The sequence below is a fragment of the Hyphomicrobium sp. 99 genome, assembly GCF_000384335.2.
Lineage (GTDB): Bacteria > Pseudomonadota > Alphaproteobacteria > Rhizobiales > Hyphomicrobiaceae > Hyphomicrobium_B.
On sequence record NZ_KQ031382.1, the window covers coordinates 444,452 to 463,103 of the forward strand.

Annotated in this window: 17 protein-coding genes; 7 read left to right on the top strand and 10 right to left on the bottom strand. The window is 60.6% G+C overall.

What is annotated here, in order from left to right; all coding sequences use genetic code 11:
* Positions 1-100 precede the first annotated feature (100 nt).
* The 8 genes from G359_RS02485 to G359_RS20695 all read right to left on the bottom strand — a co-directional run bounded on the left by G359_RS02485 (position 101) and on the right by G359_RS20695 (position 8,482).
* The gene (locus G359_RS02485; RefSeq protein ID WP_245279903.1) at positions 101-928 is read right to left on the bottom strand and encodes a L,D-transpeptidase family protein; all 828 of its coding nucleotides are present in this window, start codon (positions 926-928) and stop codon (positions 101-103) included.
* Between the two features lie 95 nt (positions 929-1,023).
* Positions 1,024-1,983, bottom strand: coding sequence for a L,D-transpeptidase family protein (locus G359_RS02490; protein ID WP_156150642.1), 960 nt, complete (start codon positions 1,981-1,983; stop codon positions 1,024-1,026).
* A 160-nt stretch (positions 1,984-2,143) separates the two neighbouring features.
* Positions 2,144-3,091 carry an acetyl-CoA carboxylase carboxyltransferase subunit alpha gene (locus G359_RS02495; RefSeq protein ID WP_045837556.1) on the bottom strand — a complete coding sequence of 316 codons (948 nt, stop codon included), beginning with the start codon at positions 3,089-3,091 and terminating at the stop codon, positions 2,144-2,146.
* A 161-nt stretch (positions 3,092-3,252) separates the two neighbouring features.
* Entirely contained in the window at positions 3,253-4,788 is a 1,536-nt protein-coding gene (locus G359_RS02500; RefSeq protein ID WP_052699154.1) for a peptide MFS transporter, read from the bottom strand.
* Complete coding sequence (locus G359_RS02505) at positions 4,788-5,447, bottom strand: pyridoxamine 5'-phosphate oxidase family protein (RefSeq protein ID WP_045834850.1); 660 nt, start codon at positions 5,445-5,447, stop codon at positions 4,788-4,790. Before G359_RS02505 ends, G359_RS02500 begins: the two co-directional genes overlap by 1 nt.
* A 58-nt stretch (positions 5,448-5,505) precedes the next feature.
* Positions 5,506-6,438: a site-specific tyrosine recombinase XerD gene (locus G359_RS02510; RefSeq protein ID WP_045834851.1), complete on the bottom strand. Its 933-nt coding sequence runs from the start codon at positions 6,436-6,438 to the stop codon at positions 5,506-5,508.
* A 7-nt stretch (positions 6,439-6,445) separates the two neighbouring features.
* Positions 6,446-8,332 (bottom strand): hypothetical protein, encoded by a 1,887-nt coding sequence (locus G359_RS02515; RefSeq protein WP_045837558.1) that lies wholly within the window; start codon positions 8,330-8,332, stop codon positions 6,446-6,448.
* Between the two features lie 6 nt (positions 8,333-8,338).
* Positions 8,339-8,482: a hypothetical protein gene (locus G359_RS20695; protein WP_197077516.1), complete on the bottom strand. Its 144-nt coding sequence runs from the start codon at positions 8,480-8,482 to the stop codon at positions 8,339-8,341.
* A 261-nt stretch (positions 8,483-8,743) separates the two neighbouring features.
* Between G359_RS20695 and aroB the strand changes: the two genes are divergently transcribed.
* Positions 8,744-10,438, top strand: coding sequence for a 3-dehydroquinate synthase (gene aroB / locus G359_RS19855; RefSeq protein ID WP_156150854.1), 1,695 nt, complete (start codon positions 8,744-8,746; stop codon positions 10,436-10,438).
* 71 nt (positions 10,439-10,509) lie between these two features.
* Complete coding sequence (locus G359_RS02525; RefSeq protein ID WP_045834852.1) at positions 10,510-11,811, top strand: HlyC/CorC family transporter; 1,302 nt, start codon at positions 10,510-10,512, stop codon at positions 11,809-11,811.
* A 21-nt stretch (positions 11,812-11,832) separates the two neighbouring features.
* Here G359_RS02525 and G359_RS02530 read toward each other — a convergent pair whose 3' ends face one another.
* Positions 11,833-12,114 carry a BolA family protein gene (locus G359_RS02530; protein ID WP_045834853.1) on the bottom strand — a complete coding sequence of 94 codons (282 nt, stop codon included), beginning with the start codon at positions 12,112-12,114 and terminating at the stop codon, positions 11,833-11,835.
* Positions 12,115-12,264: 150 nt separating this feature from the next.
* Here G359_RS02530 and G359_RS02535 point away from each other — a divergent pair, with 150 nt between their 5' ends.
* From G359_RS02535 to G359_RS02550, 4 genes are all read left to right on the top strand, one after another.
* Complete coding sequence (locus G359_RS02535) at positions 12,265-12,882, top strand: J domain-containing protein (RefSeq protein ID WP_045837560.1); 618 nt, start codon at positions 12,265-12,267, stop codon at positions 12,880-12,882.
* 95 nt (positions 12,883-12,977) lie between these two features.
* Positions 12,978-13,979: a cobaltochelatase subunit CobS gene (cobS, locus tag G359_RS02540; RefSeq protein WP_045837561.1), complete on the top strand. Its 1,002-nt coding sequence runs from the start codon at positions 12,978-12,980 to the stop codon at positions 13,977-13,979.
* A 208-nt stretch (positions 13,980-14,187) separates the two neighbouring features.
* Positions 14,188-16,083 (top strand): cobaltochelatase subunit CobT, encoded by a 1,896-nt coding sequence (gene cobT, locus G359_RS02545; RefSeq protein ID WP_045834854.1) that lies wholly within the window; start codon positions 14,188-14,190, stop codon positions 16,081-16,083.
* An 8-nt stretch (positions 16,084-16,091) separates the two neighbouring features.
* Positions 16,092-17,204, top strand: a complete 1,113-nt coding sequence (locus tag G359_RS02550) for an esterase-like activity of phytase family protein (RefSeq protein WP_245279904.1) — start codon at positions 16,092-16,094, stop codon at positions 17,202-17,204.
* Between the two features lie 42 nt (positions 17,205-17,246).
* On the opposite strand, the gene rpmB is transcribed toward G359_RS02550, so the two are convergent.
* Positions 17,247-17,555, bottom strand: coding sequence for a 50S ribosomal protein L28 (rpmB, locus tag G359_RS02555; protein ID WP_045834855.1), 309 nt, complete (start codon positions 17,553-17,555; stop codon positions 17,247-17,249).
* Between the two features lie 272 nt (positions 17,556-17,827).
* On the opposite strand from rpmB, the gene G359_RS02560 reads away from it, so the two are divergent.
* Entirely contained in the window at positions 17,828-18,634 is an 807-nt protein-coding gene (locus tag G359_RS02560; protein ID WP_245280100.1) for a DUF3108 domain-containing protein, read from the top strand.
* The last annotated feature ends 18 nt before the right edge of the window (positions 18,635-18,652 follow it).

Sequence of the window (18,652 nt, forward strand, 5' to 3'; positions counted from 1 at the left end):
ACCGGTACCTATCTTTCGCGACCCGAACATTATCGCTCTGATACCCGATTCGAAGTGACTTTTCGCCAACACTTAGGGCCAGAAGCGCTTCTGTATACGGTTAACTTTTGGCGCCCTCGCTTGTGCACTTGTCGTCGATCGAATCAGCCCCGACGGAGCCCTTTTGGCCCGGTTCGAACTGATATTTGCCGCCGCAAACGGCCACCTTCGGAGGCAGCTTGCTGGCCTCGAACAGATCGTTGCCGGCCTTGAGCGTCTTCCAGAAATCGATCTGAGGGCTGTTCGCGTGCTTCGCCATCCGATCCGGGCTCATTCGGAACGGAAAGACCTGAACCTGAAAGCGTTTTTGCCCGCCGGAGAGCGCCCCGGTGACGAGCTGCCAAATTTCCTGCATCTGCGCGTTCGTCATCGCAAAGCAGCCGATGGACGCGCAGCCGCCGTGTACCATGATCAGCGAACCAGTGCGGCCATGCGCACGGTCGAAGGCATTCGGGTAGCCGAGATTGAACGAGCGATACCAGCGGCTGTTCGGATTGAGAGCCGAGGAATCGACCGTGTAGAAGCCTTCCGGCGCTTGGCCGTCGCCCTGTTGCAGCTTCGGTCCCAGGACGCCCGACCAGCGGCATATCGGATACGTCGCGAAAAGTCGGTATACGCCGTCGCGCTGCATCCAAAGCTCAAGTTCGAACTCACTCTTGAAGATCCGGATCAGCACGGGCGCACCCTCGGCGACGCCAGCACTCTTGAGACGCTCCGGAAGATTCGCGAGATCCGGCTCGCTTGGCATCGGCAGGCCGAAATCCCAGCGGAGCCTTCGTATTTCCCGCTCGTATTTGATCAGAGACGCATCGCCGCCCGGCAATTTCGGCAGCCAAACCGGCACGGAAATGAACGCCACCACAGCAAGCGCCACCAGAACTGAGCCCAAGCCCAGGATCCGTCCAATTCGGCCTCGTCGTGGCTGTCGCAACTTGGACCCAGTCTCGTTGTGCGTTGTCAATCAATCGACCGCGGGCCGACGGATCAGTTCGCGTTCGAAATTGGCGATGAAGCCGCCATTGATGATTGCGACTGCTGCTGCTTCGCCACCTTGATATCGGCAAGCGAGGGTTCGTTGTCGGGGTTCGTAATGCCCTTCAGCTTGTTGCCGCTTGCGACATCCATCTGAGCGGGCTCGGGCAGCGGCGTAAAGGCCGTGACGAACGGCCGGTCGAACGCCGGACAACGCCCTGAGGCATCCGGGCGGCTGCGCGGAACAGCATCGACGACATAGCGGCGCTCACAAACTGCCACGCTCGGCGGAATGCGATATTTTTCGAAGTAATCGTAGCCCTGCTTCATGGTTTTCCAGAAGCCGTACCATTGGTTCGACTTTTCGCGGGCCATCCGGGCGTCCGTCATCCGGAACGGATAGGCATGCAGCTGGAAGCTCGGTTGGCCAGCCTTCAGGGCTTCGCGCGTCAGTCCGTAGATCTCTTCCATCAGCGCGTCTGTCATCGCATAGCAGCCGGCGGAACGGCAGCTGCCGTGCACCATGACGGAATCGCCCGTGCGGCCCCACGAGCGATCGAAGGCATTCGGATAGCCGAGATTGAACGACAGATAGTATTTCGAATTCGGGTTCATCAAAGTGGGCGTGATGGAATAGAAGCCCTCCGGCGCTTGCCGGTCGCCCGTGCTTTGCTTGGGGCCGATCGCGCCCGACCAATTGCAAATGGGATAAGTCCGGAAGTGATAGAAGCGCCCATCGTCGCGCTGCTTCCAAACCTCAAGCTCGGATTCTTCCTTGAAGATCCGCACGAAAACCGGCGAGCCGGCCTGCATGCCTTTCTTCGCAAGGAGCCCGAGCGTCTCCTTCGACAACGGCACTTCTGAAGGCGGAGGAATTGTGGGCGCGCTCGAGCAGGCGGCGAGCGCCGCCACGGCGAACAAAATCATGAGCCGCACAACAGCTCGCGTCATCGAGCCAGTGTTGGTTCCCACCAATGCGCCCTTCACGTCCCGAACGAATTCCCCGTGCCGCGGGTCGGCGGACTGTTAACACAACGAACTCAAACGATTACTGAAATCGGCGGACGGCCGAGTCAATTCAAGTATCGTGTGCAAATACGGCATCACGGTGGGCTCGTCCCCGGAAGGGGAATTAGCGCCCGATCGACAAAAACCGCTCGTGACGCTGAGCCCGGATATCTTCGGCCGATTTGCCGTCGAATTCCGAAAGCATGCGGGCAATCGCATTACCCGTCGCGATAATCACTGATTCGCGGTCGCGATGCGCGCCGCCGGTCGGTTCCTTCACAATCGCGTCGATGACCCCGAGCTGGTCGAGATCCTGCGCTGTGATCTTCATGTTCGTGGCGGCTTCTTCTTTCTTGTTGCTGTCGCGCCAGATGATCGAAGCAGCACCTTCCGGCGAGATGACCGAGTAAATCGCGTGCTCGAGCATAAGGATGCGATTGGCCGTCGCGATGGCAATGGCGCCACCCGAGCCGCCCTCGCCGACGATGACGGTAACGATCGGAACGCCCAGTCTCAGGCAGCACTCCGTCGACCGCGCGATGGCTTCGGCTTGGCCGCGCTCTTCCGCGCCGATTCCGGGATAGGCGCCCGGCGTGTCGACGAATGTGATGATCGGCAGATTGAAACGCTCGGCGAGCTCCATGAGGCGCACGGCCTTGCGATAGCCTTCAGGCCGCGCCATGCCGAAATTGTGCCGGATGCGCTGCTCGGTGTCCGCGCCCTTCTCGTGCCCGAGAACGACGACCGACCGGTTCCGGAACTTGCCAAGGCCGCCGACGATGGCTTCGTCCTCGGCGAAATACCGGTCGCCGGCGAGCGGCGTAAACTCTTCGATGAGACCGCCGATGAAGTCGAGCGCGTGCGGGCGTTCCGGATGCCGCGCAACAAGCGTCTTCTGCCAAGGCGTCAGCTTGGCATAGGTATCGGCCAGAGCGGCCTTCGCCTTCTGCTCGAGCTTGGTGATCTCGTCGGCGATGTGCGGACCCTTGCCTTCGGTCTGCATGGCCTTGAGCTCGGCAACCTTGTTCTCAAGCTCGAGGATCGGCTTTTCGAAATCAAGATAGGTACGCAATGCGGTCGTAGCGTTCACGGAACTTTGGCTTTCCTGACTGTGCAACTGAAGCGTGCGGCAAGCGCTTTTTTCACGCGCGACATTCGCCACGGCTAGCCGCGGGTGTCAAGGCGTCAACTCCTGCCCCCCATACTTCTGGCATGCGGGGGCGCTCACAATGATTAATTTTCGCCCTCCGAGAGCCGCTTGACGGTCGGCGCGATCGCAAACATGAGCGCCGCCGCAACGGCGACGAGCCCAGCCTGCGCCAGGAACGAAAGGGCCAGCGCGTCCGGATCGTTGGCCGTGAATGCGCCTCCGATATCGCCCGCAAGCTTGTCACCGAACGCCATCGCGAGGAACCAGAGCCCCAAGACCTGGCCCGACATTCTTTGTGGCGCGATGCGCGTCATCGTCGAAAGCCCGACCGGGCTCAGCATCAATTCGCCGACGGTGAACAGGAAGTAGAGCCCGATCAGCCAAAGCGGCGAGACGCGGCCGTCTGCCGCGTAGGTCGCGGCGGGAACCATCAACAGAAACGACGCTGCCAGGAATACGAGACCGAGCCCGAACTTAACGGGCGAAGACGGCTGCTGCTTGCCGAGCGTCATCCAAAGCGCAGCCGCCAACGGCGTCAGCAGGATGACGAAGATGGGATTGGCGGATTGATACCACGAGGACGGAAAGGAGAATCCCAAGATCTCGTTACGCGTCAGCGAGTCGGCGAAAAGTGTCAGTGACGTGCCCGACTGTTCAAAGATCGCCCAGAAAATCATCGCCGCAAGAAAGTACACGCCGACGGCAGCCATGCGCTGGGCGTCGGGGTTCTGCCGCGTAGCCCCGTAGGCGATCCCCATGAGCGGCAAGATGACGAAAAGCCAGCGCAGCCAATGGAAGCCTTCTAGGTCCCCGAGCAAGGCAAGAGCGAGAAGCGCCAGCGAGCCGATGCCAACGAACAGGCCCTGACGGACCACCGATGACGTCGATTCAGGGCTGGTCACGTCAGGATCTTTCAAGTCGCGCATTTTCCAAAAGAAGAGCGCGACCGAAAAGGTCATGCCCACACCGGCCGCTGCGAAGCCCCAATGCCAGCTCAGATTGGGATCGAAGCCGGCTTGGGCGAGCCAACCCTTGAAGGTGCTGCTCTGCGCAAGAAAGCCCGTCACCAGCGGTGCTAAAAACGCGCCGAGGTTGATGCCCATGTAGAAGAGCGAAAACCCCGCGTCGCGCCGCGTGTCGTCCTTCGAATAGAGAGCGCCGACAAGGGCTGAGATGTTCGGCTTGAAGAGACCGGTGCCGATCGCGATCAGCGCGAGGCCAATGTAGAATGTTTCGCTGGACGGCCATGCGAGCGCGTAGTGCCCGCAGGCGATCGTCGCCCCGCCGATGAGCACGCTGTACTTCGCACCGAGAAGCCGATCCGCGATGAAACCTCCGGGAAGGGCGAGGAGATAAACCGCCATCCCGTACGTGCCGTAAATGCTACCGGCGCTGGGCGTCGCGAAGCCGAGCCCGCCCTGCGCAACCGGAGCCACCATGAAAAGCACCAGAAGCGCCCGCATTCCGTAAAACGAAAAGCGCTCCCAAAGCTCAGTAAAGTAGAGAATTGCGAGCCCGCGAGGCTGAGCTGCGAAGCCGAGCCAGGAACTGCGAGGTTCAGATGCGGCCGAAGCCACATATCCCGCTGCAGAAATGTCCTGGCCCTTTTGCGACGCCATTATGCGCCCTTATCGCCGGTCAGAACTTTACCCATCCACTCGTCGATGGTCGTAGTGCCGAGTTCCTCGACCTTGCTTCGCTCGGAAGGTCGAAGCACATCCTGCATCGCGTCGATGCGCTTCCATTCGCAAAACGGCGTTTCGGGTTCGACCCCGGGCGCGTAACGCGAAGCTTCGACCTTGGTATGACGGTGCACATAACGCGGGCAGTTCATCCAGACTTCGTGAATGCTCACCTTCACCGCCAATTCGGCCTCTTTGAAGCTGTCGAGCTCGGGTCCGCTCACGATGAGTTCGGCGCGGCCTTGCGCGCGCAGGCGAAACGGCTTCTCGAAGTCGATGAACAGCATGCCGATCTCCGGGTTGCCCGAGATATTGCCCATCGACAGATACATCCCGTTGCCGTCGTAGCTCGGAAAGAGCAGCGTCTGAGCATCGAGCACCTTTACGAAGCCGGGAGCGCCGCCTTTGTATGAGACAGTTGGACGGCCGCGATCGTCGATCGTCGTCAGGAAAAACATGTCCCGGCTTTCGATGAAAGCCTTGGCACTGTCGTCGATCTCAGGCTTGAGGGCAACCGCTTCCACTCGATCTGCCATCGCTCTCGTGTCGAAAGCCATTTGCAAGGCCCGATGGATATCTCCGTATAGGCGGCTCATTGGCGTATCCCCGTAAGTTGAAAGCGCCGTCCATCGCGACGGATTTCAGGCGTTTTGTCTAGATTTTGCTTTTGGCGAGTGGGTGATGGGCGTTGACGAGCGCCTTCAGCCGCTCCTGCAGTACATGCGTATAAATCTCCGTCGTCGAAATGTCAGCATGGCCAAGAAGCTGTTGCACGGCTCTGAGGTCTGCCCCGCGGTCGAGAAGATGACTGGCGAACGCGTGACGCAGCACGTGCGGTGACACGCGCTCAGGCGCAATTCCGGCAGCTTCCGCAATGCTTTTGAGATCCTGTGCGAAGCCCTGTCGCGTCACGTGGCCGAGTGCCGATTTCGAAGGAAAGAGCCACTCCGAATTATCTAAGCGGCCGGACACACCGAGGAACGCATCAAGCGCGGCGCGCGCCGTTGCGTTGAGCGGAACCAATCGCTCGCGGCCGCCCTTGCCTTTGATCGTAAGAACACGCTTGTCGCCACGAAGCACGCTGCGCGGCAGCCCGACGAGTTCAGAGACGCGCATGCCCGTCGCGTAGAGAACTTCGAGGAGACAGTGAAAGCGCAAGGCTCGAAAGAGCGCGCGGCCTTCCTGTCCCTCGCACTGTTCTTGTGAAACCGTGAGCAGCCGGTCGACCTCGGCGATGCTGAGAACTTTCGGCAGCGCGCGCTGCTTCTTCGGCCCCTGCAAACCGGCCGTCGGATCGAGCGCGATAAGATCTTCGGCTAACAGGAATCGGTAGTATTGCTTGATCGCTGAAAGCCGCCGCGCGCGCGACGTCGGTGCTTGGCCCTCGCTTGCGAGATATCCGAGATAAGCTTGCACGTCGGCCGGCTTGGCGTCCGGCGCAGCTATTCCTCTCTCTGACAAAAAGCCAACAAAGGTCTCGAGGTCGGCGGTGTACGCGTCGATGGTGTTTGCAGAAGCGCCGCGCTCGGCCGAGAGCATGGCGAGAAAGTCCGCGAGGTGGCCATCGCGTTCGGCGACCGGCGTCATAGAGCCCTCAATTCGTTTCAGTGTGCGGCCATGAAGGAAGCAGCGCTTCAAGGCCTAAGCGCCGCGCATCGGCTTCAAGACCGGCGCGTTTCAACGCGCGAATGCTGTCGCCGAGAGCGATGAGGTTGGCGTCCTGCGCGCCGTTCGGTCCAAGTGCCTTCATGACGAGCAGAACGGTATGGCCGAACTCCTGCTTTTTCGATGCAACTTGTAATTCCGTCAGAACGCCAGTCTCCGGCAGATAGCCGGACGTCGGCTGCGGTGTTCTGTTTGCGGCATCCCAGAGCGGAATGGGCACCAGATAATCGAGCGCTTCGAGAACCGTCGTCAGGCGATAAAGCGCAGCTGCCGGGAAACGGCCATTCGATACGTAGGTCTCGAGAACGGAAAAGCTCCGGCCCCGGTCTGGCTCCTTGGCGTCGGCGATATCGATGAGCGCCCGCCAATGCCCGAGGCCGGGTCCGCCGCCTTGATCGGCGATGCCGATCCAATCGCGGGCCATGTTGAATTGGCCCGACGCCAAGCCGATTTCAACGCCGGTTTCGGCAAACCAGACGATCTCCGGAACGGGCCGAAGCTGTGACGCGGCGGGCGCAATCATCTGCGCTCCGATCATGCCGAGACCTTCATGCTTGGCGTCATCGAGGAAGGTCCGGATCAGTCGCGCCTTGCGCATGGGTGTGCGCTCGTCCTCGGCGGCCTTGAAGAGCGCCGCGCGGCGGGCAACGCCCTGCGGCCCGCGACCGCCCAAGAGATCGTCGGCCGGAATCTGCTCCGCGTTGACCCGATAAATACCCGCAAGAGCTTCCGGCGTCAGCGCATTCAATCGCGCGGCCGCTTCCGTCGCGGGCAGTCCCAGATCGACGGGTGTCGAATGATCGCTTGCGAGCGCGACCAGCAGCGCCGGCTCGCCTTTCTCCAGAACGGTCTTATGAGGAAGGCCGCCCACTTTCTCCGCGATCCTGTAATCGAGCAGAGTGATCTGCTTGACCGGCGAATAATGAGGCTTGGAATTGATCGCGAGAGCGTCCAGCGCCTCGAGACCGGGAGACGGCGGAACACCTTCCTCGCGCGCCAGATCCGCGGCAAGGCCAGCCGATGATTTGTCGTCCTGCGTCGCCGAGCAGTAGCCGGCCATCAGGATCGACTGACCCTTGAGACGCGCTGGGATGCTGCCTTTGAGCGTCGCCGATCGCGCGATGAGTTCGCAGGCCTTGTCCGAGTGTCCTGACGCGAGTTCGTTGCGTGCTTCGAGTGTGAGGATGAGCGCATTGTCGCCACCCGCCTGCTTCGCGATCTCAGCCGCCGCCTCCCGCGCCAATCCCGAGCGGTAGAGCGCTTCGAGCCTGAGCGCAGCGAAATCAGTGCTAGATGCGCCCGGCGATGGCGATGTGATGAGCCGCTTCCAAAGGCTATGGAGCACAGGCGATCGCGGCGGGATCTCGATCGTGCTGATCAGCTTCTCGAGCGCGTTGACGTCCATCCCGCCCCAGAGTTCGTAGGGCAACCCGGAGCCGTCGTTCGACATGACGGGTGCGAGTTCGTCCTTTTCAACGCCAGGGAGAATGGCGCCGCGCACGACGCCCTTCTGCGGGTCAGGCTGGCTGCCGCGATCGGTATCCGGCTGCACAACGCTATCCGGGTTCGGCTGCCCCCACGTACTGCCGCCGCTGGAGCCACCCGCCGGCCCATCCAATGGCTGCAGATAGGTGCGCTGGTCCGCGGGTGGCGAATACGCGTCGTCGCGCGGAGCCTTCTTTTTGGCGCGTGGAGAGGAAGGCGCGGCTGGCGCGTCTTGGGCGGCCGCGGGAACCGAAACCATGCCGATTGGAAGGAGAACGAGCACCGCGAGGCCCGTGGCCGCCGCAATAAGTCTTCGGTGTGCATACACCATCGCCATTCACCGCCGGATTTTGATATTCTGCACGGGCTTGCTGATGGTCTGCTGCTCTGGCTCAAACCGGGTCGCCAGCACATAAAGGCCCCCGAGAACCAGCGCCGTCAGCGCGCAAAGTACGAATAAAAGCCGGAAAAGGCTCGGCATTTCTCTGTCCCGTCCCCGGCCGTTAGGTGAACATGTTTGAAGGCGTGATTATGACTCAATATGGTATTTTGCCGAAGAGCGCCTCCGTGGATCCGAAAGAAGGTTTGGGTCTGCTGTGGCTTTCCGGTAAGTTTCCAATTTGCGAACGTTTTGGGTTCGTGGCATGACGGCGCCGAAATGACCACCCCGCCGCGCGGCCTACCGCCAGAACCGAACCCAGAAACCAACCAACTTGCCGAACCCGTCGGTGTTGAGCCTCGGATGATGGAAGCCGAAGCGATCGCGCTCGCGAAAAAGAACATCGGTCAGCGGCCGCTCGTTGTCGTGGGCCTCATGGGCTGTGGCAAGTCGTCGGTCGGCAAACGCTTGGCGTTCAAGCTCAAGCTACCCTTCGTCGACGCCGATGACGAGATCGAGCGCGCCGCCGCCAAAACTATCAACGAGATTTTTGCCGATCACGGCGAGGCTCATTTTCGCACCGGTGAGCGTAAGGTGATCGCCCGGCTGCTCGGCAACGGCCCGCAGGTCCTTGCGACCGGGGGCGGCGCTTTCATCAATCCGGAAACGCGGCGGCGGATTAAAGAGGTCGCCATTTCCATCTGGCTGAGAGCGGATCTGCCCATCCTCATGCGCCGGGTGTCGAAACGTGATCATCGCCCACTTCTGCGCAATGCCAATCCCGAAGCGACGATGCGGAAGCTGATCGAGGAACGCTATCCCATCTATGCTGAAGCCGACATGACCATCGATAGCCGCGACGAGCCGCACGACGTCATCGTCACCGAGATCATAAGCCGCCTCGCCGCCGGAACCGAAATCCCCCCGATGTCCATCCTTGACGCAAATCCATCCCGCAACGTGCACGTCGATCTCGCCGATCGCTCCTACGATGTCTTGATCACCCGCGGCATTCTCCGCGACACCGGCCCGCTCTTGAAGGCGCGGTTCGGTGAGGTCAAATGCGGTGTGGTGACGGACGAGAATGTCGCCCACTACCATCTTGCGACGCTGGAAGAGAGCCTCAAGGCCGCGGGCATGTTCGCCGGCTCCGTGATCATGAAGCCCGGCGAAGCGACGAAGAACTTCCGCGATCTGGCGACGCTCTCGGAACGGCTTCTGGAGATGGGTCTCGAACGCGGCGATCTCGTTTTGCCGTTCGGTGGCGGCGTCATCGGCGATCTCGCAGGTTTTGCAGCTGGGATCCTGCGGCGCGGCGTGCGCTTCGTGCAAATTCCAACGTCGCTGCTCGCGCAGGTGGATAGCTCTGTCGGCGGCAAGACCGGGATAAACACCCCGCAGGGAAAAAACCTCATTGGCGTCTTTCATCAGCCAAGTCTCGTTATCGCCGACACCGCCGTGTTGACGACGCTGCCCCCGCGCGAGATGCGCGCCGGTTATGCCGAGGTCGCGAAATACGGCCTCCTGGGCGACGCAGAGTTTTTCTCTTGGCTCGAGGCGAACTGGCAGGGCGTGTTCGGAAACAACGGGCCGGCTCTGACCACGGCGATCGAAACGAGCGTTGCAGCCAAAGCCGCAATCGTCGCCCGCGATGAGACGGAGACGGGCGACCGCGCGTTGCTGAACCTCGGCCACACATTCGGCCACGCGCTCGAAGCCTGGACCGGCTATTCCGACCGTCTCTTGCACGGCGAGGGCGTGGCCATCGGCATGTGCCTTGCGATCCGCCTATCGGAGGAGCTTGGCATCTGTCCTCCCGGCCGCGCCGAACGGGCATCGAAACACCTGCAAGCCGTCGGCCTTCCGACGAAAATCAGCGACATTCCAGGCGGACCGGCAGATCCGGCGGAGTTGTTCCGGCTGATGGGTCAGGACAAGAAAGTTAAAGCCGGCAAGCTCGCGTTCATTCTGGTTCGCGACATCGGACAAGCCTTCGTTTCTCGCGATGTGGCGCCGGAAACCGTGTTGGCGTTCCTGGCTCGGGAAATCGCCCGCTAAGCATGTTTGAGAGCGGCAGCCGATTGGTGTGCTAGACTGCTGACGATCCTGATTAGGAACAGCGAATTACCATGACTATAGTCATAAGCCTCGCAGCGATCTTTTTGCTGATCGTCTTGTCGGCGTTCTTCAACGGCAGCGAGACGTCGCTCACCGCCGCATCCCGCGCGCGCATGCACTCTCTCGAAGAAGATGGCAACGCTTCCGCCGCACTCGTAAACAAAGTGCTGTCGCGGCCGGAAAAGATGATCGGCACGGTTCTGCTCGGCAACACGTTGGTCGACGTGCTGGCCGCCGCGCTCGCCTCCAACATTGCGGTCAATCTCTATGGCGAGGTTGGCGTCGCCTATGCGACCGCGATCATCACGATCCTGATCGTGATCTTCGCCGCCGTGCTTCCGAAAACCTACGCTCTTGCCTACGCCGATCGGGTCGCGCTCCTCGTGGCGCCGATCATGCAGGTCCTGATCTACCTCCTGACGCCGTTTACGAAGGCGATCGAGTTCGTCGTTCGCGGCATCCTGCTATGGACGCCCGGCAAGGCCGACGACGAGGCAAACATTCTTGCCGCGCATGAAGAGATCCGCGGCACCATCGATCTGCAGGCGAGAGAAGGCACGGTCGCCAAGGGCGACGCCGAGATGCTCGGCGGCGTGCTCGACCTCCGCGATCTGCAGGTCGCCGACATCATGGTTCATCGCACCAAGATGGAGACGATCAACGCCGACGATCCGCCACCGAAAATTCTCGATTCCGTCCTGCGCTCGCAATATACGCGCGTGCCGCTCTGGAAGGACGAGCCCGAGAATATCGTCGGCGTCCTGCATACGAAAAATCTGCTGCAGGCGTTGTCGCGCACTGATTGGCGGCCCGACAAACTCGACATCATGAAATCCGCGTCCGAGCCGTGGTTCGTCCCCGATACGACGACGCTGAAGGATCAGCTCAATCAGTTCCTGAAAAAGAAAATGCAGATGGCCCTCGTCGTCGATGAATACGGCGAAGTGCAAGGTCTCATCACGCTCGAGGACATTCTCGAAGAAATCGTCGGACAGATCACCGACGAGCACGATATGCCCGAAAGCCACATCCGCATGCAGTCGGATGGAACCGTCAACGTCGATGGCACCGTTGCAATTCGCGACCTCAATCGCCATCTCGATTGGGATTTACCCGACGATGAGGCGACGACCGTTGCAGGCCTCGTCATTCACGAGGCTCAGACCATTCCGGAGCCGGGCCAGGTCTTCACGTTCCATGGCTACAGATTCGAGATTTTGCGCAAAAGCCGCAATAAAATCACGGCTATCCGCATCAAGCCGGTGACGCTATCGGAAAAGGCGATTGCTGCTGCCGCGAGGGCCGCACGGTAACGATTGTTGCGACGCTCGAATTCAAGACCTCGGCAAAGCTTCTCCGGGCGCGATCGTCGCCAGTGCCAGCGCGTGAATGCCGCCCGCGAGTTCGTCCTTCAAGAGGTCGTTGACGAGCCGGTGGCGTTCGATGCGGGACTTGCCAGAAAAGACATCCGAGACGACGAGTATGCGAAAATGACTTTCGCCCGTTCCAGGTGAGTTACGATGACCGGCGTGAAGCTCCGACTCGTTGATGACGTCGAGCCGTGTAGGATGCAACGCGATCATCAGCTTTTCTCGAACTCGACCCGTAACCGACATTTTTGTCTCTTAAAGAAAATCTTCTTAACGGCATGACTGCGACAGGTTCCCGAAAGGGCCTATTAAGGGATTGACCGCACAGTCACGACGGAAATCAAGCGTTTTCTTGCCGCCTTGTTTCAGGCCGCGCTAACCCTCATAATTCAGACGATGAAACTGGAATCGAAATATTTCGACAGCATCCGCGTCTCTTCGAAGCGCCAAGGCGCCAAGAAGGAAGAGCGCGCGCCGCTTTGTCAGTGGAAGGGTTGCGACAAGCCCGGCGCTCACAAGGCGCCAAAGGGCCGTGGTCGCGACGGCGAATTTTTCCACTTCTGCGTGGACCATGTCCGTCAGTATAATGCCGAGTACAACTATTTCGACGGCATGAGCGATGCCGAGGTCAGCAATTTCCGTAAGGACGCGCTGACGGGTCATCGGCCGACCTGGAAGACGGGCGCCAACGCGTGGGCCCACGGTACGCGCGACGAAGGAAGAACGGCAGAGGCCGCTGCCCGGGTCCAAGCCACTGCGAGGGCGCCTCGCAAAGCGCGTTCCTCCCGGACCGAGACCTCGACGTTCCGCCGCCAATTGAAGCCTTTGGAACAGAAGTCGCTCCGCGTTCTCGATCTGCGCGACGACGCAACGTCTCAGGATATCAAGACGCGCTTTAAGGAATTGGTGAAAATACACCATCCCGATGCCAACGGCGGCGACAGCCGTTCCGAGGAAAAGTTGCGCGAAATTCTGCAAGCCTATAATTACTTGAAGCAATCTGGCCTGGTCTAATCCTCCGAGCCTCTGAACCGAGTGCACCCGAAGGGAGTTGCACCAGTTTGAGGTTTTTGCGGCAGCTGGGCGATTTGATCGGGAACCCCATGGAAATGCGCACGTCATCTAGCGCGGCCGGCACGCCAGCCGCCAATCTTCCGGACATGAAGTTGTCCGTCCGCCAGGTTTTCAATATCGACAGCGATCTCGAAGTTCCGGCCTATTCCAAGGCCGACGAACATGTTCCGGATGTCGATCCCGATTATCAATTCAACCGGGACGTGACCCTCGCGATTCTCGCAGGCTTCAAGCACAACCGCCGCGTGATGATCCAAGGCTATCACGGCACCGGCAAGTCGACCCACATCGAGCAGGTAGCGGCGCGCCTCAATTGGCCGTGCGTTCGCGTCAACCTCGATAGCCACGTCTCGCGCATCGATCTCGTCGGCAAGGACGCGATCGTGCTGAAAGACGGCAAGCAGGTCACTGAGTTCCGCGAAGGCATCCTTCCCTGGGCGCTGCAGAACAACATCGCACTCGTGTTCGACGAGTACGACGCCGGCCGGCCCGACGTCATGTTCGTCATTCAGCGCGTGCTCGAGGTCTCCGGTAAGCTGACGCTTCTCGATCAGTCGAAAGTCATTCGCCCGCATCCCGCTTTCCGCCTGTTCGCGACGACCAACACCATCGGTCTCGGCGATACGTCGGGCCTCTATCATGGCACGCAGCAGATCAACCAAGGTCAGATGGACCGCTGGTCGATCGTCGCCACGCTGAATTACCTTTCCCACGACGATGAAGCGAAAATCGTGCTGTCGAAGGTCAAGTCGTTCGGCAAGACGGACGCCAAGAAGAAGCAGATCTCGCACATGGTCCGCGTCGCGGATCTGACGCGTTCGGCCTTCATCAATGGCGATCTCTCCACCGTGATGAGTCCGCGCACCGTGATCACCTGGGCCGAGAACGCCGAGATCTTCGGTGACATCGGCTTCGCCTTCCGCGTCACGTTCCTCAACAAATGCGATGATCTCGAAAAGCCGCTGGTCGCCGAATTCTATCAGCGCTGCTTCGGCGAAGAGCTTCCCGAAAGCACGGCAAACGTTGCACTGAGCTAGTTCCGGTTTCTCACGCCGCAGGCGTCCTTTCTCCCCTCACCAGAGGGGAGGGGGCGGGGGCGGGGAGACCCCACAACCGTAATGTCAGCATTTGTTGCAAGACGGTCCCAAAAATGCGTCTTTTGCGTTTAGATCTTCACCCCACCCCTAACCCCTCCCCTGAGGGGAGGGGAATTCACGAAGCTGACCCAGGATTGGACCTTAGCCAGTGAGTTCGCCTTCCACAAAACGCCGCGAAGCACCATCCGAACCGCTGAAGCGCGTTCTTGGTCCAGCCGTGCGCGCCATCGCGGGCGACAGCGAGATCGAGGTCGATTTCGGACCGGGTAAAGGCGATGTTGCCGGCAAGGCCGTGCACATTCCCGATCTGCCGCGCGCGCCGTCTGCAAAGGACATCGCGCTGACGCGCGGCTGGGCTGACAGCTTGGCGCTGCGTATCGGCTGCCACGACGTCAAGCTTCATCGACGCCTCGCACCGGCCGCTGGTCCCGCCCGCGCCGTCTTCGAAGCAGCTGAGCGCGCCCGCATCGAAGGCTTGGGATCGGCGCGCATGCCGGGCATGGCGTCGAACCTGACGGCACGCCTCGAAGACCACTACAGCCACGGCCGTTTTCGCACCGTCAGCACGCGCGCAGAAGCACCGCTCGAAGATGCGCTCGCACTCCTGATCCGTGAACGCATCACCGGCCAGGCGCCGCCGTCCTCGACGAAAGGCCTCGTGGATGTCTGGCGTCCCGTGATCGAATCGCGCGGCGGCAAGCTGCTGAGCCGGCTTGAGGGCCTCTCCGAAAATCAGGAACAGTTCGGCCGCCAGATACGCGATCTCCTGAAGATCCTCGAAATGGCGGATCAAACCGATCAGCCCCAGTCCGAGGACGAAGAGCAGGAGAGCGAAGAAGGTCCGGCCGAGGGCGGCAGCGAGGATTCGGAAGACAAGAGCGAGGACGCTTCCGAGGGGCAGGATCAGGAGAGCGAGGAACAGCTCTCCGAAGGCGACCTCTCGGAGTCCGAGGAATCGATGGAGTCGGGTCAGACCGAGCCACAGGACCTCGACGACGGCGATCTGAACGACGAAGAGACGCCAGCGCCGTGGCGTCCGAACATGACTGTGCTCGATAACCCGGAAGCCTTTGGCTACAAGGTTTTCACGCACGCCTACGACGAAGAGGTCGGCGCCGAACAGCTGTCGACTCCGGAAGAACTCGAACGGCTTCGCGCTTTCCTCGACAAGGAACTAAAGACGCTCTCGGCCGCGGTCGCAAAGCTCGCGAACAAGCTGCAGCGCCGTCTATTGGCGCAGCAGAACCGTGGCTGGGACTTCGATCTCGAAGAAGGCCAACTCGACGCCGCACGGCTGACGCGCATCATCACGGATCCAACCGGCGCGCTCTCCTTCAAGCGCGAGCGCGACACCGATTTCCGCGACACCGTCGTGACGTTGCTGCTCGATAATTCAGGCTCGATGCGCGGACGGCCGATCATGGTCGCAGCATGTTGCGCCGATATCCTCGCGCGCACACTCGAACGGTGCGGCGTCAAAGTCGAAATTCTTGGTTTCACGACAAAAGCCTGGAAGGGCGGCCAGTCGCGCGAAGAATGGCTGGCGGCCGGAAAGCCGCCGTCGCCCGGACGCCTGAACGATCTTCGGCATATTATCTACAAGACGGCGGATGCGCCGTGGCGCCGCTCGAAGAACGCGCTCGCGCTGATGATGCGCGAAGGCCTGCTCAAAGAGAACATCGACGGCGAAGCGCTGGCATGGGCTCATTCCCGCATCGTCAATCGCCCCGAACAGCGCCGCATCCTGATGATGATTTCGGACGGCGCGCCGGTCGACGATTCAACGCTTTCGGTGAATTCTGGAAGCTATCTCGAGCAGCATCTTCGCCAAGTCATCCACGAGATCGAAACGCATTCGCCGGTCGAGCTCATCGCCATCGGCATCGGCCATGACGTGACGCGTTACTACCAGCGCGCCGTGACGATTACGGATGCTTCGGAGCTTGCCGGCGCGATGACGGAAAAGCTCGTCGAGCTGTTCGAGGAAAAGCATGAGGCCGACGAGCCGGCAGGCGCGCGCCGCCGGCACGCACGCGCCCATTGAGTTTCCGCTTGGCACTGAGCAATTATCGACGCATCAGCTCCGCTGTCGCGCCATGGGGCTCCGCCGTGGCGCAATGCGGCTTCGCCGTCGCGCTTCTTGCGCTCGCGGGCGGAACCGCAGCAGCCGATGGCAAGCCCGACCTCACCAAGCTCAAGTCCGGTCCAATCGTTGTTGAAAGCAAGCGCATCACGTCGTTCAAGCGCTTCGAGGCCGAGCAGCCCCTTGCCAAACTGACGTTTCGCGGCGGCCTCGAATTGACGTCGCCATCGCCCTACTTCGGCGGCTGGTCCGCTCTTCTTCTCGACGACGACGCGAAATCTTTCGTTTCCATTTCCGATGCCGGGGAGTGGATGACGGGAACGCTCGTTTACGACGGCGTTCATCCCGCAGGAATAGCCAAGGCCCGCCTCGGGCCACTACGGGATGCGGAAGGTCGACCGATCAAGCGCGGTCGTGACCGCGATTCAGAATCGATTGCGCTCGCGAGCGGAACCTTGGCAAGCGGCTCGGTTTTGATCGGTTTCGAAGGAAGACATCGCATCGAGCGCTACGACATGACGCCCGCCGGTTTTTCGGCCGTTCGCGGAAATCTCAAGCTTCCGCCCGAGGCAAAAAAGATGGGCTCGAACCTCGGCCTCGAAGCGCTGACGGTGCTGACAGGCGGACCCTATAAGGGCAGCGCAATCGCGTTTTCGGAGCGGCTCTACGATCAACAGCGCAATCACACCGGTTGGATATGGACGGCCGACGTCCCGCAAACCGTCCATCTGAAAAACATCGGCGACTACGACATCACCGATATCTCGAGCCTCGATGATGGCACGCTGTTCGTCCTGGAGCGCCGCTTCCGCTGGACGGAAGGCGTCAAAATGCGGCTGAGACGCGTCGCGCCGGAAGACTTGAGCCCAGACCATACGTCCGAGGGCGAGATATTGATCGAGGCTGATCTCAACGATCAGATCGACAATATGGAAGGGCTCGCGGTCACCCGGCTCAAGACCGGTGAAATCCTGATCACGATGATCTCGGACGACAACTTCAACCAGATGCTTCAGCGGACGTTGCTATTGCAATTCGTGCTGAAGGATAGCGGGCAAGCGAAAGCCCGGCCGCCAGATTGAGTGGCGCCGGGCTCATATTCGCTTGCAGAAAAACCGCTTAGCTTAAGCAGCCTTGCTGGTTTCAGCCTTGGCAGCCTGCGCCTTCTGAATCTCGCGCTTCAGCTTGAGGCAGGTCAGCGACAGCTCGTCGTTGTCCGCCTTGAGAAGGAACGCATCGAGGCCACCGCGGTGTTCGACGGATTTCAAGGCCCGGGCCGAAACGCGCAAACGGACTTTCCGGCCGAGAACGTCGCTGAGCAAGGTCACGATGTGCAGATTGGGACGAAACTTGCGCTTCGTCTTGTTTTCGGCGTGGCTCCGAAGTTGGCCTGAGAGGGGCAAAGTCCCCGTCAGCTCGCAGCGCCTGGTCATAACTCTCTCCTGTGCCGCTGCTTTTACGAGCGCGGTGATCTAAAGCCTGCTATTGCAGCAAAAAATTGTGCCCCGCAAGCCGAGCCTACGGGGTTTCGCCTGCTGTATAATGGACATGGCGGACGGACGTCAAGATAGGGCTTAGGGGGCCGCCCAAAGTCCAACAATCGTCGCAAATCCGCCCTACCACGAGGCGGCCGACGGGGAAGCAGGGAATGACGATGGCGAATTCGCGCTCTGGGGTCAAAAGACTTGGGCTTTCTTGCTGCCTGATGCTCGCCGTGACAGCCATTTCGCCGCTTCGCTCCGCTGAAGCATCGGACGTTTCCTTCCCGAGCCAAGTTGGCGCGGTTTATCGGCTATCATTCAACGGCTTCAATGTCGGGAAATACCACTTCGACGCCAGCTACGACGGTAAATCCTATATCGCCAAGGGCCATACCGAAGTTTCCGCCCTGTTTGGTGCCTTCAAGTGGGCTGGAAATTTCACCGGCAGCGGCTCGGTCGAGACAAAAGGTCCTCAACCGGCCAGCTTCGAGATGAGCACCAAGACGAAGTCGAAGACAACGTCCGTGAAGCTGAGCTTCGATGGCCCCCGCGTCGCCTCGGTCGCGCTCGTTCCCAACAAGAGCCCGTCCCCCGAAGCGATCAAGCTCAAGCCTGAAAATCTGCAGAACGTCTTCGATCCGATGGGTGCGACGCTCGCGATCTCGAGCGTGAATGCAGCCGACGCGTGCAACCGCACGATCCCCGTTTTTGACGGTAAAGCCCGCTACGATCTGCGCTTCTCAATGAAAGGCCGTGAGCCGATCAAGGAAAAGCGGCCATCCGGCCAACCGGCCGAACTCCTGATTTGCCGAGTGAAATACGTACCGATCGCGGGCCATAAACCCAAGGATTTCGTCAATCCCTGGATCGACTACGATCATATCGAGATCGCGCTCCGCGCCGTTCCGACGGCCGGCATCTATGTCCCTTACCGGGTGACGGTCCCCTCGACCATCGGCTCTGCCATTATGACCGTCGATACCATTAACATCACGGCCGCGAACAACCAGCAGATCGCTCTGAAGCAATAATGCGCGCTGACCGGGAGG